The following is a 15,951-nucleotide window of genomic DNA, read 5'->3' as shown; positions in this document are numbered from 1 at the left end:
CGGGCCGGCGTCACCACCCGCCCGGCGTCAGCACCTTCCGGATCCGCTTCTCGCTGACCGGCCCGTCCGTGCCGAGCTGCTGCGCGAACAGCGAGACGCGCAGCTCCTCCAGCATCCAGCGCACGTCGGCGAGCTCGGCCGCGCGGGCGGCGTCCGGCGTCCCGGCCGCGTACGTCGCCTGCGCCTTCTCGTACGCCGCGGACACGTCGCCGATCCGCCAGGCGAGGTCGGCGTCGCGCGCCGGGTTCTCCGCGGCCTTGGTCAGGCGGTGCGAGTCCGCGCGCAGGTACCGGGCGAGGTGCGGGAGCCGCCGTGGGGGCGTCTGCGCGACGAACCCGTCGTGGACCAGGGACGCGCGGTGCTCGCGCAGGTCCTGCAGCGTGTTCAGCAGGGCCAGGCTGCCCGACGCGCGGACCTCCGCCTCGAGCGTCCGGCTCGCCGACAGCGTGGCCACCACGTGCCCGACCACGCGATGCACCTCGTCCTCCAGGTGCCGGCGGACGAACGCGAGCGCGTCGGCGTAGGCCGACGCCGACCGCACCTGCGCCGCGTCGGGTCCGCCCGGCGGTGTGTCGTACCGGGTCTGGTCGGCACCCGAGGTCAGCGACGTGACGGCCGCGAGCTGCAGGTCCGCGACGAGCGCGTCCGTGCTGGGGTACGGCGAGGCCGCCATGGTCAGCGACTGCGTGCCCGTCCAGCGCGACGTGATGCGGCCGGTGCCCAGCGCGGCCTCGGAGAGCAGCAGCCGCCGCACCCCCGCGGCGTGCGCAGCGGCCTGGGCGTGCTCGTCGGCCAGGATCCGGAGCGCCACGCCGACCGTCCGGGCCTGGCCCTTGACCTTGGGTGCCACCTCCTCCACGAGCGCCGGGAAGCCGCGGACCACCATGCCGGCGCCCACGTCGGTGGACACCGAGCCGGGCAGCGACCCGCCGTCGGGCAGACCGGAGGGCCAGGTGGTCAGCCCGGCCTGCTCGCCGACGACGACGCCGTCGGCCGCGGGAGAGCCCGCGCGCTGCTGCGCCACCGCGGAGGGCGTCGCCGTCGCGGGGGCGGCGCCGGCACCCTCGGCCCGGGACCCGGGTGCCGGAGCGGTGGCCCCGGCGGCCGCCCGGGCCTCGGCCAGCGCCGCACCGACGGCGCCGCGCACCGCGGACCGCACAGCGGCCTCGGCGCGCGAGGCCAACGTGCGCTGGAGCAGCAGCAGGTCCTTCGACTCGTCCAGGACCACGGACGTCGCCGACCGCCCCGTGCCGCGCTCCTCGACCACGCGGAACGTGACCCGCAGGTGCGGCGGCATCCGCTCGAGCCGGGCATCGTCCCAGACCTCGGGCGGCACCACCACGTGCCGCACCGCACGCACGGCCCGGGCGAACGCCGCCGTGTACGGCTCCGCCATGTCACCGGCGCGCACGACGTCCTCCCAGGCGGGGGTCTCGGCGCGGATCCAGGCCACGACCTCGCGCGCCACGTCCGGGGCGGGCACCAGCTCGCGCCGCACCGTCTTCGGCAGCGACTTGATGGTGGCGACCGTGAGCTCCTCCAGGAGCCCCGGCACCATCCAGTCGAACCCGTCGGGCACCACGCGCGCGAGCACGGCGACGGGCACGTGCACGGTCACGCCGTCGGCGTCCGAACCCGGCTGGAACTGGTAGGTGAGGGGCAGGGAGAGCTCGCCCTGCGGCCACGCCTCGGGGAACTGTGCGGTGTCGACCGTGGCGTCGCCGACCAGCTGCTCCATGGTGAAGGTGAGCAGGTCCGGTGTCTCCCGCCGGGCCCGCGACCACCAGCGGTCGAAGTGCGCGGCCGACACCACGGAGTCCGGCACCCGCTCGTCGTAGAAGGCGAACAGGTCGTCCTCGTCGGCCACCAGACCACGCTGCCGCGAGCGCGCCTCCAGCTCGCCCGCCTCCTCCAGCAGCGCACGGTTGTCGTGGAAGAAACGGTGGTGGGTGGTCCACTCGCCCTGCACCAGCGCATGGCGCACGAACATCTCGCGTGCCGCCTCCGCATCCACCTTCGCGTACAGCACGCGCCGGTCCGACACGATGGGCACGCCGTACAGCAGCACCTTCTCGGTGCACATCGCGGCACCCTGCTTGCTCGACCAGTGCGGCTCGGAGTAGGTGCGCCTCGCGAGGGGCCCGGCGAGCTCCTCCGCCCACTCCGGCTGGATGCGGGCCACGTCGCGCGCCCACAGGCGGCTGGTCTCCACGAGCTCGCCCGCCATGATCCATCCCGGCGGCTTCTTGGACAGCGGCGATCCGGGGAAGATCGCGAACCGCGCGCCGCGGGCGCCCACGTACTCGTTGCGCGCCTGCTTCTTCGCGCGCTTCAGCGCACGTTCGCGGGCCTCGCCCCGCAGGTGCGCGACGGCGGACGCCTTCACCTCGCCGGTGTCCTGCATCCCGATCTGCGAGAGCAGCCCGGCCAGCAGCGACCGGTGGATCGTGTCCTCGTCCCACCCGTGCCGGTAGGAGACCTGCTGCGGCTCCTGCCCCGGCACGTCCGCCGCAGCGCCGACGGCGCCCACCACCAGCGGCGGCGCCGGTCGCGGCGACATGTCCATGCCGAGCGGCCGCGCCATGTCCCGCAGCTGCGCCACCACGTCCTGCCACTCCCGGATGCGCAGGAAGTTCAGGTACTCCGCCTTGCACAGGCGGCGGAACGCCGAACCCGACAGCAGGCGCTGCTGCTCACGCACGTACTCCCACAGGTTGAGGTAGCTGAGGAAGTCGGAGCGCGGGTCCGCGAACCGGGCGTGGAGCTGGTCGGCCTGCGCGCGCTGCTCGGCGGGGCGCTCGCGGGGGTCCTGGATCGACAGCGCGGCGGCGACGACGGCGACGTCCCGCGCCACCCCGTGCCGCGAACCCTCGATGACCATGCGGGCCAGCCGCGGGTCCATGGGGAGCTGCGCGAGGGTGCGGCCGGTCTCGGTGAGCCGCGTGACGCCGTCCGCCTCCTCGAGCGCGCCGAGCTCGGTGAGGAGCTGGACGCCGTCGCGGATCGCACGGGTGTCGGGCGCCTCGACGAACGGGAAGCGCGCGACGTCGTCGGGCGTGCCGACCACGCCGACCGAGATCATCTGCAGCAGCACCGACGCGAGCGAGGTGCGCAGGATCTCGGGCTCGGTGAACTCGGGCCGCCCCTCGAAGTCCTCCTGCGAGTACAGGCGGATCGCGATGCCGTCGGCGACACGGCCGGAGCGGCCGCTGCGCTGGTTTGCCGACGCCTGCGACACCGGCTCGATCGGCAGCCGCTGCACCTTGGTCTGCTTGGAGTACCGGCTGATGCGCGCCGTACCGGGGTCGACGACGTAGTGGATGCCGGGCACCGTCAGCGACGTCTCGGCGACGTTCGTGGCCAGCACGATGCGCCGCGACGCGTGCTGCTGGAAGACCCGGTGCTGCTCGGCGCTCGACAGCCGCGCGTACAGCGGCATGACCTCGATGTGCTGTGGGTGCTTCGGGTCGCGCACGCGCTCCTTGTAGTGGCCGGCCAGGCCGTCGGCGGTGTCGTGGATCTCGCGCTCGCCGGACAGGAACACGAGGATGTCGCCGTCGCCCTCGAGCAGCAGCTCGTCGCAGGCCTCGATGATGCCGGTGACGAGGTCCTTCTCCTCGGCGCCCCGCGCCCTGCCCTTCTTCCGGGCGGACGGCGCCGCCTCGGTCCCGTCCTCGTTCTCGTCCGGCGACAGCGGCCGGTAGCGGATCTCGACCGGGTACGTGCGCCCCGAGACCTCGACGACGGGCGCCTGGTCGGGCAGCACGTCGGTCACGTACTCGGGGGCACCGCCCCGCTGCGCCAGGGCGGCGGGGGAGAAGTGGGCGGCGAACCGCTCGGAGTCGATGGTGGCCGACGTGATGACGAGCTTGAGGTCGGGCCGCTGCGGCAGCAGCCGCGACAGGTAGCCGAGCAGGAAGTCGATGTTGAGGGACCGCTCGTGCGCCTCGTCGATGATGATCGTGTCGTAGGCCAGCAGCTGCGGGTCGCGCTGGATCTGCGCGAGCAGGATGCCGTCGGTCATCACCTTGACCAGCGTGCGCTCGCTGGACTGGTCGGTGAACCGCACCTGGTAGCCGACGACGTCGCCCAGCTGGGTGCCGAGCTCCTCGGCGATGCGCTCGGCCACGGTGCGGGCCGCGAGCCGGCGGGGCTGGGTGTGCCCGATCTGCCCCTGCCGGCCGCGGCCGAGCTCCAGGGCGATCTTCGGGATCTGGGTGGTCTTGCCGGACCCCGTCTCGCCCGCGACGATCACGACCTGGTGGTCGCGGATCGCCGCCGCGATGTCCTCGCGCCGCGCGGACACGGGAAGCTGCGCGGGGTAGGTGATCGGTGGGACGTCGACGGCGCCGCGGCGCGCGGCGGCGGCCTCGAGCTGGGCCGTGGTCACCCGCTGCGGGCCGCTCCGCTGCTGCCGGCGGCCCTGCGGGCCGGACTGCTCGCCCGTCCGCCGCCGTGACCCGCGCCTGCGGTTCCGGCCCCCGCCCGGGCGGCCGGGGTCGCCGTCGGACACCGGGGTGGAAGAAGGCTCGCTACTCACAACCCCCTATTCTCCCAGGCCCGGCAAGACCATTTGCCCCGGCCCTCGATTTCCCCCTGTTCGCGTGTCAGACGCACAGGTCACCGGGGTGGCCTGTGCGTCTGACACGTCGCCGTGCGGTCAGCTCGCCTCGGCCGCGTTGAACAGGTCGAGCGCGCCGTGCTGGCACCCGTGCCCCGTGGCCGGGCGCACGAGCGGCCCTGCCCAGTGCGGGCCGTACATGCTCAGCGAGTCGCGGGCGTTCGCGTACGCCGCGTCGGACTGCCGGTCGAGGTACGCGCTGTACGGGCGGTCGCCGAGCGCCGCGTTGAGCCTGCCCAGGCCGCGCACGTAGGCGCCCTTGAACGAGGCACCGTCGCTGCTGCAGTCGTCGCCCTCGTTCACCTCGCGCAGGATCCCGCCCGGGTTGAGATAGCCGGACGTGGTCGACGCGTCGGCGAGCCGCCGCGCGGCGTCGAGCACCGCGCCGTCCCCGGTGGCGCGGTGCAGCTCGGCCAGGGCACCCAGGATGACGCCCTGGTTGTAGGTCCAGGTGGGCTGACCGTTGTTCGCGCACGAGTCGTCGAGCCCGTCGTTCACCAGGTTGCCCGAGTTGATCATGCCGCTGCCCCGGAACCAGTCCCAGCCCTCCCGGGCCCGCTGCAGGTAGGTGGTGTCGCCGGGGATGCGGTTGTGCAGCGCCGCGTTGAGCTGGATGTACAGCTCGTTGGTGATGGCGTTCTTGTACGCGATGCCGGTGTTCCACTGCACGCCGCCGCCGCACGTGCCCGTCCAGTACCGGCGCATGTGGTCCGCGTCGGCGCGGGCGGTGCTCAGGTACCGGCTGTCGCCGGTCAGGTCGTAGGCCGCGATCCACGCCAGGCCCCACCAGCCGGTGTCGTCCAGGTACTCGTTGCGGAACTGGCCGTCCCGAGCGTTCACGTTCTTGTCGTACGTGCCCGCGATCGCGTACCGGTAGCTCCCCATGCCGGTGATCCGGGCGTTGTCGACGACGGCGGTGAGCGCGTTGGCCCCCGTCCACCAGCCGTTGGTCTCGAACAGGCCGGTGTTCCGGTCCCACAGCATCATCAGCGAGGTGGCGGCCGCCGTCGACCGGCTCCAGGCGTTGCGGTCGTTGCGCGCCCAGCCGGTGCAGGCGATCTCCGGGTGGTCCACCGCCTTGCTGCACGCTCGCAGGGCGCCGACACCCGCGTTCGCCCAGTCGTCCACGTTGTACATCTGGGTGCGCCAGCCGGTGGCGCCCGTCGGCACGCTCGTGAGGCCGAGCCGGCTGCCCGACGCCCACGTCCGGCCGCCGTCGAACGACCGGTCGAGCCAGACCTCGTCGCCGGCCCGGCCCCCGTCCACGGAGCCCCAGCCCATGACGTCCGGGTCGGAGACGTGCAGGCGCAGCGTGCGGCCGTGCAGCGTCGCGCTCACCGGGACGCGGTCGCCCTGGGCGCTCGCGGGGTCGCGGGCGTCGCAGTAGATGTCGCAGATCTCGGCGGCTGCGGCCGCCGTGGTGGCCGGGCCGGTCGCGGGGGGTGCGTCGTCGGGCTCGGCGACGGCGGCCGAAGGCGCGGCGAGCAGGCAGGCGAGGGCGGCCGCCACAGCGGGGACGACGGCGCGGCCCGCGCGGCGCCGGGTTCGTCCGCGGGTGGCGCGGGTCGGGGTGGTGCCGAGCTCTGACAGCGGTGTCATCGGATCTCCCTGTGCTCGTCCTGGCTGCCGCGGAACGTCCGCGGGCGTACGGGTCGGTAGAGCGGTGGAGCGGTGGGCGCGGCGACGGTGCCGCGGCCCGGACCAGATTCACCCGGAACGGGTGGCGCGTCAAGGGCCGGGCCGGCATGGGTATCGCTCCCCATGTCGTGGCGGCTCGCCCGCGCCTAGGCTGCCGGGAGCCCGGTGGGGTGCACCGCGACGAGGGGGGAACGGGATGGCTGGCAGCACGACGGGTGCCGACGGGCCGACATGACGTACAGCGCTCTCGTCGCCCTGTGCGAGAACCGGATCGACGGGCTGAGCCGCGCCCGCCTGGACCTCGAGCAGACCGTCGACCCGGATCGGGTCGCCCGCCTGGTCCAGGACCTGCGCGCGGCGGCGGCCGGCTGGGACGCCCCGGTCTTCCGCGTGCCGGACGGCGACCCGATCGAGCTCCGTGTCGGCGCCCGCGGCGTCCGGGACGGCGCGCCGGGCTTCGCCGCGGTAGCCGACGTGCTGGACACCTACGCCGCGGCCCTCGAGGAGGGGCAGGCCGTGCACGCTGCCGGGACGGCATACCTCCGGGCGGCCCAGCGGTCCGCCGCGGACCTCCCCGATGCGGGCGTCGTCCCGCCCGCGGCGGTGGAGGTGGTCACCGGCGCCGCGGTCGCGGTGCTCGACGTCGCGTGCGCCGGGTATGCGGCCTGCCAGGACGCCTACCTCGCCGTGCGCGACGCGGAACGCGAGCTCTACGCCGCCCTGCAGCACGTCCGTGTCAGGCCCTCAGGGCGCCGGAACGACTTGAGGGTCTGACACGTCAGTAGGAGCAGGTGTCGAGGAGGGGCTGCAGTGCCGACTTCTCCGCGGCGTCGACCGTGAGGTCCCAGCGGGCCTTGGTGTGGATCCACATCTTCGCGTAGGCGCACCGCTTGCTCGCGAGCGGCGGGACCCACTCCGCGGGGTCCTTGTCGCTCTTGGAGCTGTTCACCTCGGCGGTGACCGCGATGAGCTGCGGGCCGGTCAGGTCGTTGGCGAAGTCCTGCCGCCGGGCCGTCGTCCAGCCGTCGGCCCCCGAGTGCCAGGCCTCGGCCAGCGCCACCACGTGGTCGATCGAGATGTCGGCGGGCGCGGTGCGGGTCTCGCCGTCGTACTCGCTGTACCAGCTGCCCGACGTCGGGTAGCAGTCGCTGCCGACCTCGACGTCGTCCCCGTCCCGCTGGAGCACGGTCTCGCGGGTGGTGCACCCGTCGACGGTGATCCAGTGCGGGAACAGGTCCCGGTCGTAGGGCGCCGAGGCGCCTTCGGCCTGCACGGTGAGCCCGTCGAGCTCGGTCTGGGCGGCGGCCTTGGAAGGCAGGTCCGGGGGGTAGGCGCCGGCGGGATCGGCGGGTACCAGCAGGAGGAGTGCGACGAGCGCGGGCGCCAGGGCGGCCGCGATGACGTGCCGGGTACGCACACCGCGCCGGGCGGCCGGCTGGAGCTGCGACATGGGACAGACCTTCCTCGAGACCGACCGGGCGTGAAACATGGTGGTCTCGGGCGATGGCTCCTGTATGACCACTATGTGACGATAACCGAAATTTCACCCGTTGGGTCCGTTCCACCCCCGCCCCGGCCACGCACGAAGGTCCCCTTCGAGACGATCGGTTCGACACGTGCTCCGTGAGGGAGCCGTGCCGGACCGATGGCCTCGAAGGGGACCTTCGGGCCGGCGTGCGTTCGGGCGTGGTCAGGCGCTCGCCGTGGCGAAGCCCAGCCAGTAGCCGAGGGCCACGAGGGCGAGGGCGCCCACGGTCTCGAGGATGGCGAGCGCGAGACCCCAACGAGCCAGCCACAGGTCGAAGCCCTCCTTGCCCGCACGGGCGACGGCGATCGCGTTCAGCACGACGCCGATGACCGGCAGCGCGGCGAGGAAGAACGTGACGAGGCTGAAGACCGTGGTCTGCGGGTCCTCTTCCTCGTCCTCGGCCGCGAGGGAGGCGACCGCGGTCTCCGTGGCGACGGCGGTGGCGACGGCGGTCCCTGCGGGCGCCTCGGCGGCAGGTGCGGGCGTCGTGGCGGTCTCGGTCGCGAGGGACTGGGTGTCCGCCTGCGCCTCCGACGTCACCTCCGCCGCGGCGGGCTCCACGGTCTCGGCGCCTGCCGTGGTCGTGCTCTCGTCGAGCGGGGCCTCGGAGGGCGGGGTCGCCGGGGTCGTGGTGTCGGGCGTGGTCATGACGGTAGAGCTCCCCTGGTTGCAGGATTGATGGATATGTCACGGCATATTCTGGAGTATCCGAATGGTCCTGGATAGCCCGGTATTAAGCCGTGAACCAGCAGGGGCCGCCGCTCCCGCAGGAGCAGCGGCCCGTCGCCGACGCGGAAGCCGGGCGCGTCAGGCGGTCATGTCAGGCGGTCACGTCAGGCGGTCATCGAGAGCGTCGCCCAGATGCCCAGGCCCACCAGCACCAGGTAGCCCACCGTGATCACGATCGAGATGGTGAGGCCCCACTTGGCGAGCTTGCTGTCGAGGCCGGCCTTGCCCGCCTTCGAGACGGCGATCGCCGAGACGATGATCCCGATCGGTGAGACGAGGAACGCGAGCACGAAGCCCACGATCGCCAGGGTGTTCGCCTGCGGGTCCTGGACCGCGCCCGGGGCGGCGGGTGCGGAGGGAGTCTCGGACATGGTGGGACTTCCTTTCACGGCCACTGTTCCGGCCGTTCGACGGCGGACGCGAGCGCGCCCGTACGGACCGGGACAGTGTGGTGCATCCCGGGTTGTGCTGGAAGAGACCATTGCGCGGTACGCCCGAATCGTTACCCTAGACACCCGAAGGGCGTCACCGGCGACGGCGGCGCGCGTCTTCTCCTCGGGGGCGTGGTTCATCGGGCGGCTGAAAATTACGCCACCTGAGTTCACCTGAACGTGATAGTCCTGTAGCAGTATCCGAACGGCACGTACCGCGCACCGCAGGGTCGCGCGCCGACCGAGGGGATGACGTGTGAGCGACGAGGCGAAGAAGGCCGGTCCGGGCTTCCTCCGTACCTTCTCGCACGCCGTTCCCGGGAGCTACCGCCTCGTCGCCTCGCGCGGCGGGCTCCGTGGTCTGCTCCGCACCGTCGGTACCGGGGCCGTGGCGGCGGGGATCGCCGCCGCAGTGCTGTTCACCGCGTCCGCGAGCGTGCCGGGGTCCGGGCAGCCGGGTGACGGCGGCGCACCGCCGATCCGGCTCTACGGCCTGGTCGAGAACGTCAGCGTGGGGGAGACGGTCACCGCACCGGACGGCGTCACCCTGAGCCAGATCGTCGCCGTCCTGGAGCGGGCCGAGCAGATGGCGCAGGAGCAGGGCGCCGCGTTCAGCCCCGCCGTGGCACAGGCCGCCGCGGAGCTCGGCATGCTCTACACGACGTACCAGATGCAGCAGCTCGCGTTCGGCGAGAACAACGAGGGCCTGCGCATCGAGGACGCGCCCGTCGCGCGCGGTTCCGTGGCGGACGACGACGCGGACACACCTGCGGGCAAGGACGCTGACAAGCACCCGGACACGGACGCCGACAAGGCCCCGGACAAGGATGCTGACAGGGACGCGGACAACGACACGGACGAGGAGTCCGGCGCGAACGACCCGGCCCCCGAGGACTCCGCGCCCGCCGTCGAGGTCTCCCACGAGCTGACGTCGGTGATCGACCCGCACGATGCCGACCCGACCGCCGGCTATGTGACCTACGACCAGGTGGTGATCGCGGCCGTGCGGCTCGCGAACATGCTGGACCCGTCGGTGCCGAACGCGCTCGTGGAGGTCGAGGGCACCGAGCGCGAGGGGTTCTCGCTGCGGGAGAGCCTGCTCGACGTCGTGGACATCTTCGGCGGCTCCACCCTGGGCTACGCGAACGGCCGGATCCCGACCGACGTGCTGTGCCCCCTGGAGTTCGCGCCCGGGCACATGCTGCGCTGCGACGCCGCGGAGCGGCTGACGGCCCTGAGCGCGGAGTTCGAGAAGGAGTTCGGCTACCCGATCCCGATGACCGACTCCTACCGGTCCTACGAGATGCAGGTGACGCTCGCGGGCATCAAGCCGCACCTCGCGGCGGTGCCGGGCACGTCCAACCACGGCTGGGGTCTCGCGGTCGACCTGGGCAACCCGATCGCGGGCGGTCACTCCGCCGAGTACGTGTGGATGCGGCTGCACGGACCGGACTACGGCTGGGACAACCCGTCCTGGGCGCGCCTGGACGGCGCCAAGCCCGAGCCGTGGCACTTCGAGTTCTTCGCGGCCGGGTCCATCCCGAACCGCGCCATCGACCCGTCCGACGTCGGCACCTGGACGCCCGGCGATCCGGACGACTCCGCGACGCCGCACTACAAGCCGCCGGTCAAGCCGAAGCCGGGCGACGGCGGCTCGAAGGACAAGCCGGACACGAAGCCCTCGGACCGGCCGGGCGACAACCCGCCCTCGCAGAAGCCCACCAAGCCCACGCCGAAGCCGACGCCCGACCCGTCGCCGACCAAGCCGGGTGACCCGACCAAGCCGGACGACCCGTCCAAGCCGCCGACGCCGACTCCTACCCCGACGCCGACCCCGTCCGAGCCGTCGCCGAGCCCGTCGCCCAGCGAACCGGAGCCGAGCCCGTCGCCGAGCAACCCGGGCACCGGCACACCGCCCGAGTGCGAGGACGAGGACCCGGACGCCACCGAGAAGACGGCCACGGAGACGGCCACCGACGAGAAGACGGCCACCGACGAGGACGCGTCGGAGGGCGACACCGGGGCGGGCGACGGTTCCGGCGGCGAGGAGACCGACGACCCCTGTACGGATGATTCCGACGAGGATGGGGCAGGGGACGGCGGCGGCACCAGCACGACGTCGACCCCGGCCGCCAAGCAGCCCGACGACGAGGAGCTCGACGTCGTGGACGACGGGACCGCAGGGTGACGGCAGAACCCGCGTCGGCCGAGAAGTCTGCCGGCGACCCACGACGGTTCCTGCGCTCGGGCCTGCTGGACTCGATGCCCCGGCGGTGGCGGGACAAGCTCGCGGTGACGCGCTACCTGGCCGCCCGGGCGATGCCGGTGCTGCTGGAGCCCATGACCGAGCGTGAGCTCACCGACCGGCTCCGGGAGCTGGCGAGGGACCCCGTGGGGCTGCGTCGTGCGATGGTGGACCAGGGCCTGGTCCAGCGCACGCGGGACGGTGCCGAGTACTGGCGTACGGAGCGGACCGAGTACGACGAGTCGTGACCATCGAACCTTGACCATATGGTGAGACATCGCAGACTCGCGATTTCGGGATAGGAAACTGGTATGAGCGAAGAACGAGCGGTGGCCGCACTCGAGGCCGCGGGCATCCCGTTCGAGATCACGCGGCACGGTCAGGTGGGCAGTCTCGCGGAGGCGGCGGCGCTCCGCGGCGTCGACCCGTCGAAGCTGATCAAGACGATCGTCGTGCGCCGCGCGGACGACGACTTCCTGTTCGTCCTCGTGCCCGGGGACCGGCAGATCTCCTGGCCCAGGCTGCGTGCGCTCCTGGGGGTCTCGCGCCTCTCGATGCCGGACAAGGACGTCGCGTTCGAGGTCACGGGCTACGTGCGGGGAACGATCACGCCCTTCGGGGCGTTGCACAGGTGGCCCGTCGTCGCGGACTCCCGGCTCAGCGAGCCGGGGCCCGTGTCGATCGGCGGAGGCGCTCACGGTGTGGGCGTCACGGTCGATGCCGTCGACCTCACGTCGGCGCTCGACGCCACGGTCGCGGACGTGACCGACCCCCTCTGAGCCCGGCTCGGGCGGGGTGCCGGACGGGTTCGCGACGCCGCGGAGGGCGCGAGTTCTCCGCGGTGCAACGTGACCGTAACGCCGGGGGGCTGGACGGAAGCCCAGTGCCGGGTGAACACTCGTCTTAGGCAATTCTTGCCCTTCTGCACCAAGGAGGGGTCAGAGAGAATCAAGAAGTGTCCAAGTGAGCGCCCCCCAAGCAAGTGAGTGCCAGTCAGTGTCCAATTGAAGCCGAGGCCCGACCAATGCAGGACGGAGCGAATGACCCCATGGACCCTCTCCCGTCAGACTCAGCGCAGGACATGGCTCCCGGCCGCGCGGGATCCGGTATCTCCTGCCGCACGACCTACGAGGGCACGGTGCTGACCCTCTGGGGCGACATCGACGCGCTGCTGCGCGAGAACGCGAGCTCGGCCATGGCCACGCTCGCCGCACGACCTGATCCCGATCCCGTCATCGTCGACGCCCGGGACGTCACGTTCATCGACTCGTCCGGCGTCGCCTTCATCCTCCAGGTGTTCGTGCTCGGCGAGGAGACGGGCTCGCCCGTGCTCCTGCGCGAGCCGTCGGCCGTGGTGATGGAGGTCCTGGACATGGTCGGTATCAGTCAGCGGATCCCCGTGGTCCGCAGCGCCGCGGCCAGCGCCTGACGAGGCCTGGCCCGGCGCCGAGGAGTGGCACCCTGGTCCGGTGAAGAACTGGGCCGCGAACCTCACCTACTCCTCCGCACGCGTCGAGCACCCCCGGACGCTCGCGGAGCTCGCCGGCATCGTCGCCGGCGAGCCCCGCGTCCGGGCGCTCGGCTCGCGCCACTCGTTCAACGACGTCGCCGACACGACGGGCGTGCACGTCCAGCTCGACCTGCTCGACGACGGCCGCCCGCCGCTCGATGTCGACCCGGCCACCGGTGTCGCGTCCGTGCGGGCCGGGCTCCGGTACGGCGAGGTCGCCCCCGCGCTCCACGCGCAGGGCCGGGCGCTGACCGCCATGGCGTCGCTCCCGCACATCTCGGTGGCGGGCGCCGTCGCCACCGGTACCCACGGCTCGGGTGACGGCACGCGCTCGCTCGCGGGCGACGTCGTCGGCGTGGAGCTGCTGACCGCCACGGGCGAGGTGCTCACCCTGCGCCGCGGCGACGCCGACTTCCCGGGTTCCGTGGTGGCCCTCGGCGCCCTCGGCGTCGTCACCCGGGTCGAGCTCGCCACCGTGCCCGCCTTCGAGGTGCGGCAGGACGTGTTCACCGGCCTGTCGTGGGACGCGCTGACCGAGAACCTCGACGCCGTGATGGGCAGCGCCTACTCGGTCAGCGTGTTCACGAGCTGGTTCGAGCCGGACGTCCGCATGGTCTGGTGCAAGTCGCGTGTCGACGACGGCGTGGGCGCCGCACCGACCCTGCCCACCGGTCTCGGGGCCGTCCCGGCGACCCGGGCCATGCACCCGCTCCCCGACGTCGCGGCGGTGGCGTGCACCGAGCAGGGCGGTGTCCCCGGTCCGTGGTTCGAGCGGCTCCCGCACTTCCGGCTCGACTTCACGCCGTCGCTCGGCGAGGAGCTGCAGTCGGAGTACCTCCTGCCGCGCTCCGCCGGGCCCGACGCCGTCCGCGCGGTGCGGGCGCTCGGGGAGCGGGTGGGTCCGCTGCTGCTGACGTCGGAGATCCGCACGGTGGCCGGCGACGACCAGTGGCTCAGCACCACGGGGGAGGACAGCCTGGCGCTGCACTTCACCTGGCGGCAGGACTGGGCGGCCGTCCGCGAGGTGCTGCCGGAGCTGGAGGCGGCGCTGCTGCCGCTGGGCGCGCGGCCGCACTGGGGCAAGCTGTTCACCGTCCCGGTGGGCGAGCTGCGGGGCCGGTACCCGCGGTTCGCCGACTTCGCCGACCTGGCCGCCCGGCTTGACCCGGCGGGGGTGTTCCGGGGCGGTTACGTGGGGCAGCTGCTGGCGGGATGAGCCCGGACAGTGGTACGGGCTCGCGTTTTGGGCGGATTTCCCTCAGGATCAGGGCATGAGCGACGCGCGAAGGACGACCGCGGAGCCCGCGAAGCGTGAGGAGTTCAGCGGGCAGCTGGGCTTCATCCTGTCCGCGGTGGGTTCTGCCGTCGGGCTGGGCAACATCTGGCGCTTCCCGGGAGTGGCCTACGAGAACGGCGGGGGCGCGTTCATCGTGCCCTACCTCGTGGCGCTGCTGACGGCGGGCATCCCCATCCTGTTCCTCGACTACGCGGTCGGGCACCGGTTCCGCGGCTCGGCTCCGCTGGCGCTGCGCCGCGTCAAGCGGTGGCTGGAGGGCCTCGGCTGGTTCCAGGTGGCGATCTGCTTCGCCATCGCCGTGTACTACGCGGTGATCATCGCGTGGGCCCTGAGCTACTTCGTGTACTCGTTCGGGCTGCAGTGGGGCGACGACACGGCAGGGTTCTTCACCGGCACCTACCTGCAGCTCGCCGACGTCGGCGGCGCCGACCCGTGGTTCACGCTGGACTTCGTGCCGGCCGTGCTGATCCCGCTGGTGCTCGTGTGGGCGGCCACGATCGTGGTGCTGGCCGCCGGGGTGGCGAAGGGCCTGGAGAAGGTCAACGTCATCTTCATGCCGCTGCTCCTGCTGGCCTTCGGCACGCTCGTGGTCCGGGCGCTGTTCCTGCCGGGCGCTGTCGACGGCCTCGACGCCCTGTTCACGCCCGACTGGGGCGCGATGCTCGACCCCAACGTCTGGATCGCGGCGTACAGCCAGATCTTCTTCTCGCTGTCCATCGCCTTCGGCATCATGATCACGTACGCGTCGTACCGGAAGCGTCGCGCCAACCTGACGTCGCCGGGCTTCGTCGTGGCGTTCGCCAACTCCGGCTTCGAGGTGTTCGCGGGGCTCGGCGTCTTCGCGGCGCTCGGCTTCCTGGCCCACGAGCAGGGGGTCGCCGTCGGGGAGCTCGAGGGCCTCACCGGCCCGATCCTCGCGTTCGTCACGTTCCCGGCGATCGTCTCGCAGATGCCGATCGGCTGGCTGTTCGGCGCACTGTTCTTCGGGTCGCTGGTGATGGCCGGGTACACCTCGCTGCTGTCGATCCTGCAGGTGGTCTCGGCGTCGTTCCAGGAGAAGTTCGGCTGGACGCGCCGGCAGGCCGCGCTCCGCATCGGCGTCGTGGCGGGCATCCTGTCGGTGACGGCGTTCTCCACGACGACGGGCCTCATCGCGCTCGACACCGTGGACCAGTGGGCCAACAACATCGGCATCGTGGCGTCCGCCGTGATCACCACGGTGGTCATCGGCTGGGTGCTGCGGCGCACCGAGGAGATGCGGTTCCACCTGAACGGCGTGTCCACGATCCAGGTGGGCCGCTGGTGGTCCTTCTGCATCGTGGTGCTCGGCCCGGTGGTGCTCACCGCCATGCTGGTCTCGCGCATCGTCACGCTGATCACCGAGGGCTACGAGGGCTACGCGTCCTGGTACCTCAACCTCATGGGCTGGGGCACCGTCGCCCTGTTCGTCGTCGCGGCGCTGGTGCTCAGCCTGATGCGGTGGCGCGTCGTCCCGGACGACTTCGTCGCCTGGCCCACCTACGGAGGTAAGTCATGACCGGAGCGGCCGTCGCCCTCCTGATCGTCTCGCTCGTCGTCGTCTGGGGCGGGCTCGCGGTGAGCATCGTGGCCATCGTCCGGCGGCCCGAGCGCACCAGCTACCCGCACGGCTGGGAGCACGAGGGCGGGCCCGAGGACCGGCCCGACGAGCCGGTCGAGCACGACACCTGATCCGACCCTCGATGGCGTACGGCCGGTGCCCGGCGGGCACCGGCCGTACATCGTCCCAGGTCAGGCTGGGATCGAGGGGGCGAAAACTACGAGAAACATGCCCTTCATCACAATGTGACATAGGTCTCGAAACTGCGGGTTTACGCAAGGGGCCCGTCACGGTTGGGTGAGACTCGAATCGAGGCGCCGTGTGCGCCGTCGGGTCCTCTGCTCCCCTGACGACAGAGATCTGCCGGGTCTGA

General features: G+C 72.4%; 13 protein-coding genes. 8 read left to right on the top strand and 5 right to left on the bottom strand.

Annotation, left to right across the window (positions count from 1 at the left end; translation table 11 throughout):
• Positions 1-10 precede the first annotated feature (10 nt).
• A complete protein-coding gene (hrpA, locus tag APR03_RS12650; protein WP_372494859.1) occupies positions 11-4,540 on the bottom strand; it encodes an ATP-dependent RNA helicase HrpA in 4,530 nt (1,509 codons plus the stop codon).
• A gap of 120 nt (positions 4,541-4,660) precedes the next feature.
• Complete coding sequence (locus tag APR03_RS12645) at positions 4,661-6,220, bottom strand: glycoside hydrolase family 76 protein (protein ID WP_253836115.1); 1,560 nt, start codon at positions 6,218-6,220, stop codon at positions 4,661-4,663.
• A 270-nt stretch (positions 6,221-6,490) separates the two neighbouring features.
• On the opposite strand from APR03_RS12645, the gene APR03_RS12640 reads away from it, so the two are divergent.
• Entirely contained in the window at positions 6,491-7,033 is a 543-nt protein-coding gene (locus tag APR03_RS12640; RefSeq protein WP_253836113.1) for a hypothetical protein, read from the top strand.
• Positions 7,034-7,037: 4 nt separating this feature from the next.
• Here the strand turns inward: APR03_RS12640 and APR03_RS12635 are convergent, their stop codons facing one another.
• The 3 genes from APR03_RS12635 to APR03_RS12625 all read right to left on the bottom strand — a co-directional run bounded on the left by APR03_RS12635 (position 7,038) and on the right by APR03_RS12625 (position 8,887).
• Positions 7,038-7,709, bottom strand: a complete 672-nt coding sequence (locus APR03_RS12635; protein WP_253836112.1) for an HNH endonuclease family protein — start codon at positions 7,707-7,709, stop codon at positions 7,038-7,040.
• A 240-nt stretch (positions 7,710-7,949) separates the two neighbouring features.
• Positions 7,950-8,435, bottom strand: coding sequence for a hypothetical protein (locus APR03_RS12630; RefSeq protein ID WP_253836111.1), 486 nt, complete (start codon positions 8,433-8,435; stop codon positions 7,950-7,952).
• Positions 8,436-8,620: 185 nt separating this feature from the next.
• Positions 8,621-8,887 carry a hypothetical protein gene (locus APR03_RS12625; RefSeq protein ID WP_253836110.1) on the bottom strand — a complete coding sequence of 89 codons (267 nt, stop codon included), beginning with the start codon at positions 8,885-8,887 and terminating at the stop codon, positions 8,621-8,623.
• 316 nt (positions 8,888-9,203) lie between these two features.
• On the opposite strand from APR03_RS12625, the gene APR03_RS25250 reads away from it, so the two are divergent.
• From APR03_RS25250 to APR03_RS12590, 7 genes are all read left to right on the top strand, one after another.
• Complete coding sequence (locus APR03_RS25250) at positions 9,204-11,135, top strand: M15 family metallopeptidase (protein ID WP_253836109.1); 1,932 nt, start codon at positions 9,204-9,206, stop codon at positions 11,133-11,135.
• The gene (locus APR03_RS12615; protein WP_253836108.1) at positions 11,132-11,440 is read left to right on the top strand and encodes a DUF2087 domain-containing protein; all 309 of its coding nucleotides are present in this window, start codon (positions 11,132-11,134) and stop codon (positions 11,438-11,440) included. The genes APR03_RS25250 and APR03_RS12615 overlap by 4 nt, the downstream gene beginning before the upstream one ends.
• Before the next feature lie 63 nt (positions 11,441-11,503).
• Positions 11,504-11,971 carry an aminoacyl-tRNA deacylase gene (locus tag APR03_RS12610; protein WP_253836107.1) on the top strand — a complete coding sequence of 156 codons (468 nt, stop codon included), beginning with the start codon at positions 11,504-11,506 and terminating at the stop codon, positions 11,969-11,971.
• A 302-nt stretch (positions 11,972-12,273) separates the two neighbouring features.
• Positions 12,274-12,621: an STAS domain-containing protein gene (locus APR03_RS12605; RefSeq protein WP_253836106.1), complete on the top strand. Its 348-nt coding sequence runs from the start codon at positions 12,274-12,276 to the stop codon at positions 12,619-12,621.
• A gap of 40 nt (positions 12,622-12,661) precedes the next feature.
• Positions 12,662-13,918, top strand: a complete 1,257-nt coding sequence (locus tag APR03_RS12600) for a D-arabinono-1,4-lactone oxidase (RefSeq protein WP_253836105.1) — start codon at positions 12,662-12,664, stop codon at positions 13,916-13,918.
• A gap of 55 nt (positions 13,919-13,973) precedes the next feature.
• Entirely contained in the window at positions 13,974-15,536 is a 1,563-nt protein-coding gene (locus APR03_RS12595; protein WP_253836104.1) for a sodium-dependent transporter, read from the top strand.
• The gene (locus APR03_RS12590) at positions 15,533-15,709 is read left to right on the top strand and encodes a methionine/alanine import family NSS transporter small subunit (RefSeq protein ID WP_253836103.1); all 177 of its coding nucleotides are present in this window, start codon (positions 15,533-15,535) and stop codon (positions 15,707-15,709) included. The genes APR03_RS12595 and APR03_RS12590 overlap by 4 nt, the downstream gene beginning before the upstream one ends.
• The last annotated feature ends 242 nt before the right edge of the window (positions 15,710-15,951 follow it).

This window comes from Promicromonospora thailandica (assembly GCF_024171955.1).
GTDB lineage: Bacteria > Actinomycetota > Actinomycetes > Actinomycetales > Cellulomonadaceae > Promicromonospora > Promicromonospora thailandica.
Note: the sequence above shows the minus strand (reverse complement) of the source record. Positions and strands in the feature narration are given on the sequence as shown.

Excerpts from the sequence above, each read along its gene's own strand:
- APR03_RS12640 (WP_253836113.1), top strand. The coding sequence starts at position 6,491 with ATGACGTACAGCGCTCTCGTCGCCCTGTGCGAGAACCGGATCGACGGG.
- APR03_RS12635 (WP_253836112.1), bottom strand. The coding sequence starts at position 7,709 with ATGTCGCAGCTCCAGCCGGCCGCCCGGCGCGGTGTGCGTACCCGGCAC.
- APR03_RS12595 (WP_253836104.1), top strand. The coding sequence starts at position 13,974 with ATGAGCGACGCGCGAAGGACGACCGCGGAGCCCGCGAAGCGTGAGGAG.
- APR03_RS12605 (WP_253836106.1), top strand. The coding sequence starts at position 12,274 with ATGGCTCCCGGCCGCGCGGGATCCGGTATCTCCTGCCGCACGACCTAC.
- APR03_RS12625 (WP_253836110.1), bottom strand. The coding sequence starts at position 8,887 with ATGTCCGAGACTCCCTCCGCACCCGCCGCCCCGGGCGCGGTCCAGGAC.
- APR03_RS12645 (WP_253836115.1), bottom strand. The coding sequence starts at position 6,220 with ATGACACCGCTGTCAGAGCTCGGCACCACCCCGACCCGCGCCACCCGC.
- APR03_RS12610 (WP_253836107.1), top strand. The coding sequence starts at position 11,504 with ATGAGCGAAGAACGAGCGGTGGCCGCACTCGAGGCCGCGGGCATCCCG.
- APR03_RS12630 (WP_253836111.1), bottom strand. The coding sequence starts at position 8,435 with ATGACCACGCCCGACACCACGACCCCGGCGACCCCGCCCTCCGAGGCC.
- APR03_RS12590 (WP_253836103.1), top strand. The coding sequence starts at position 15,533 with ATGACCGGAGCGGCCGTCGCCCTCCTGATCGTCTCGCTCGTCGTCGTC.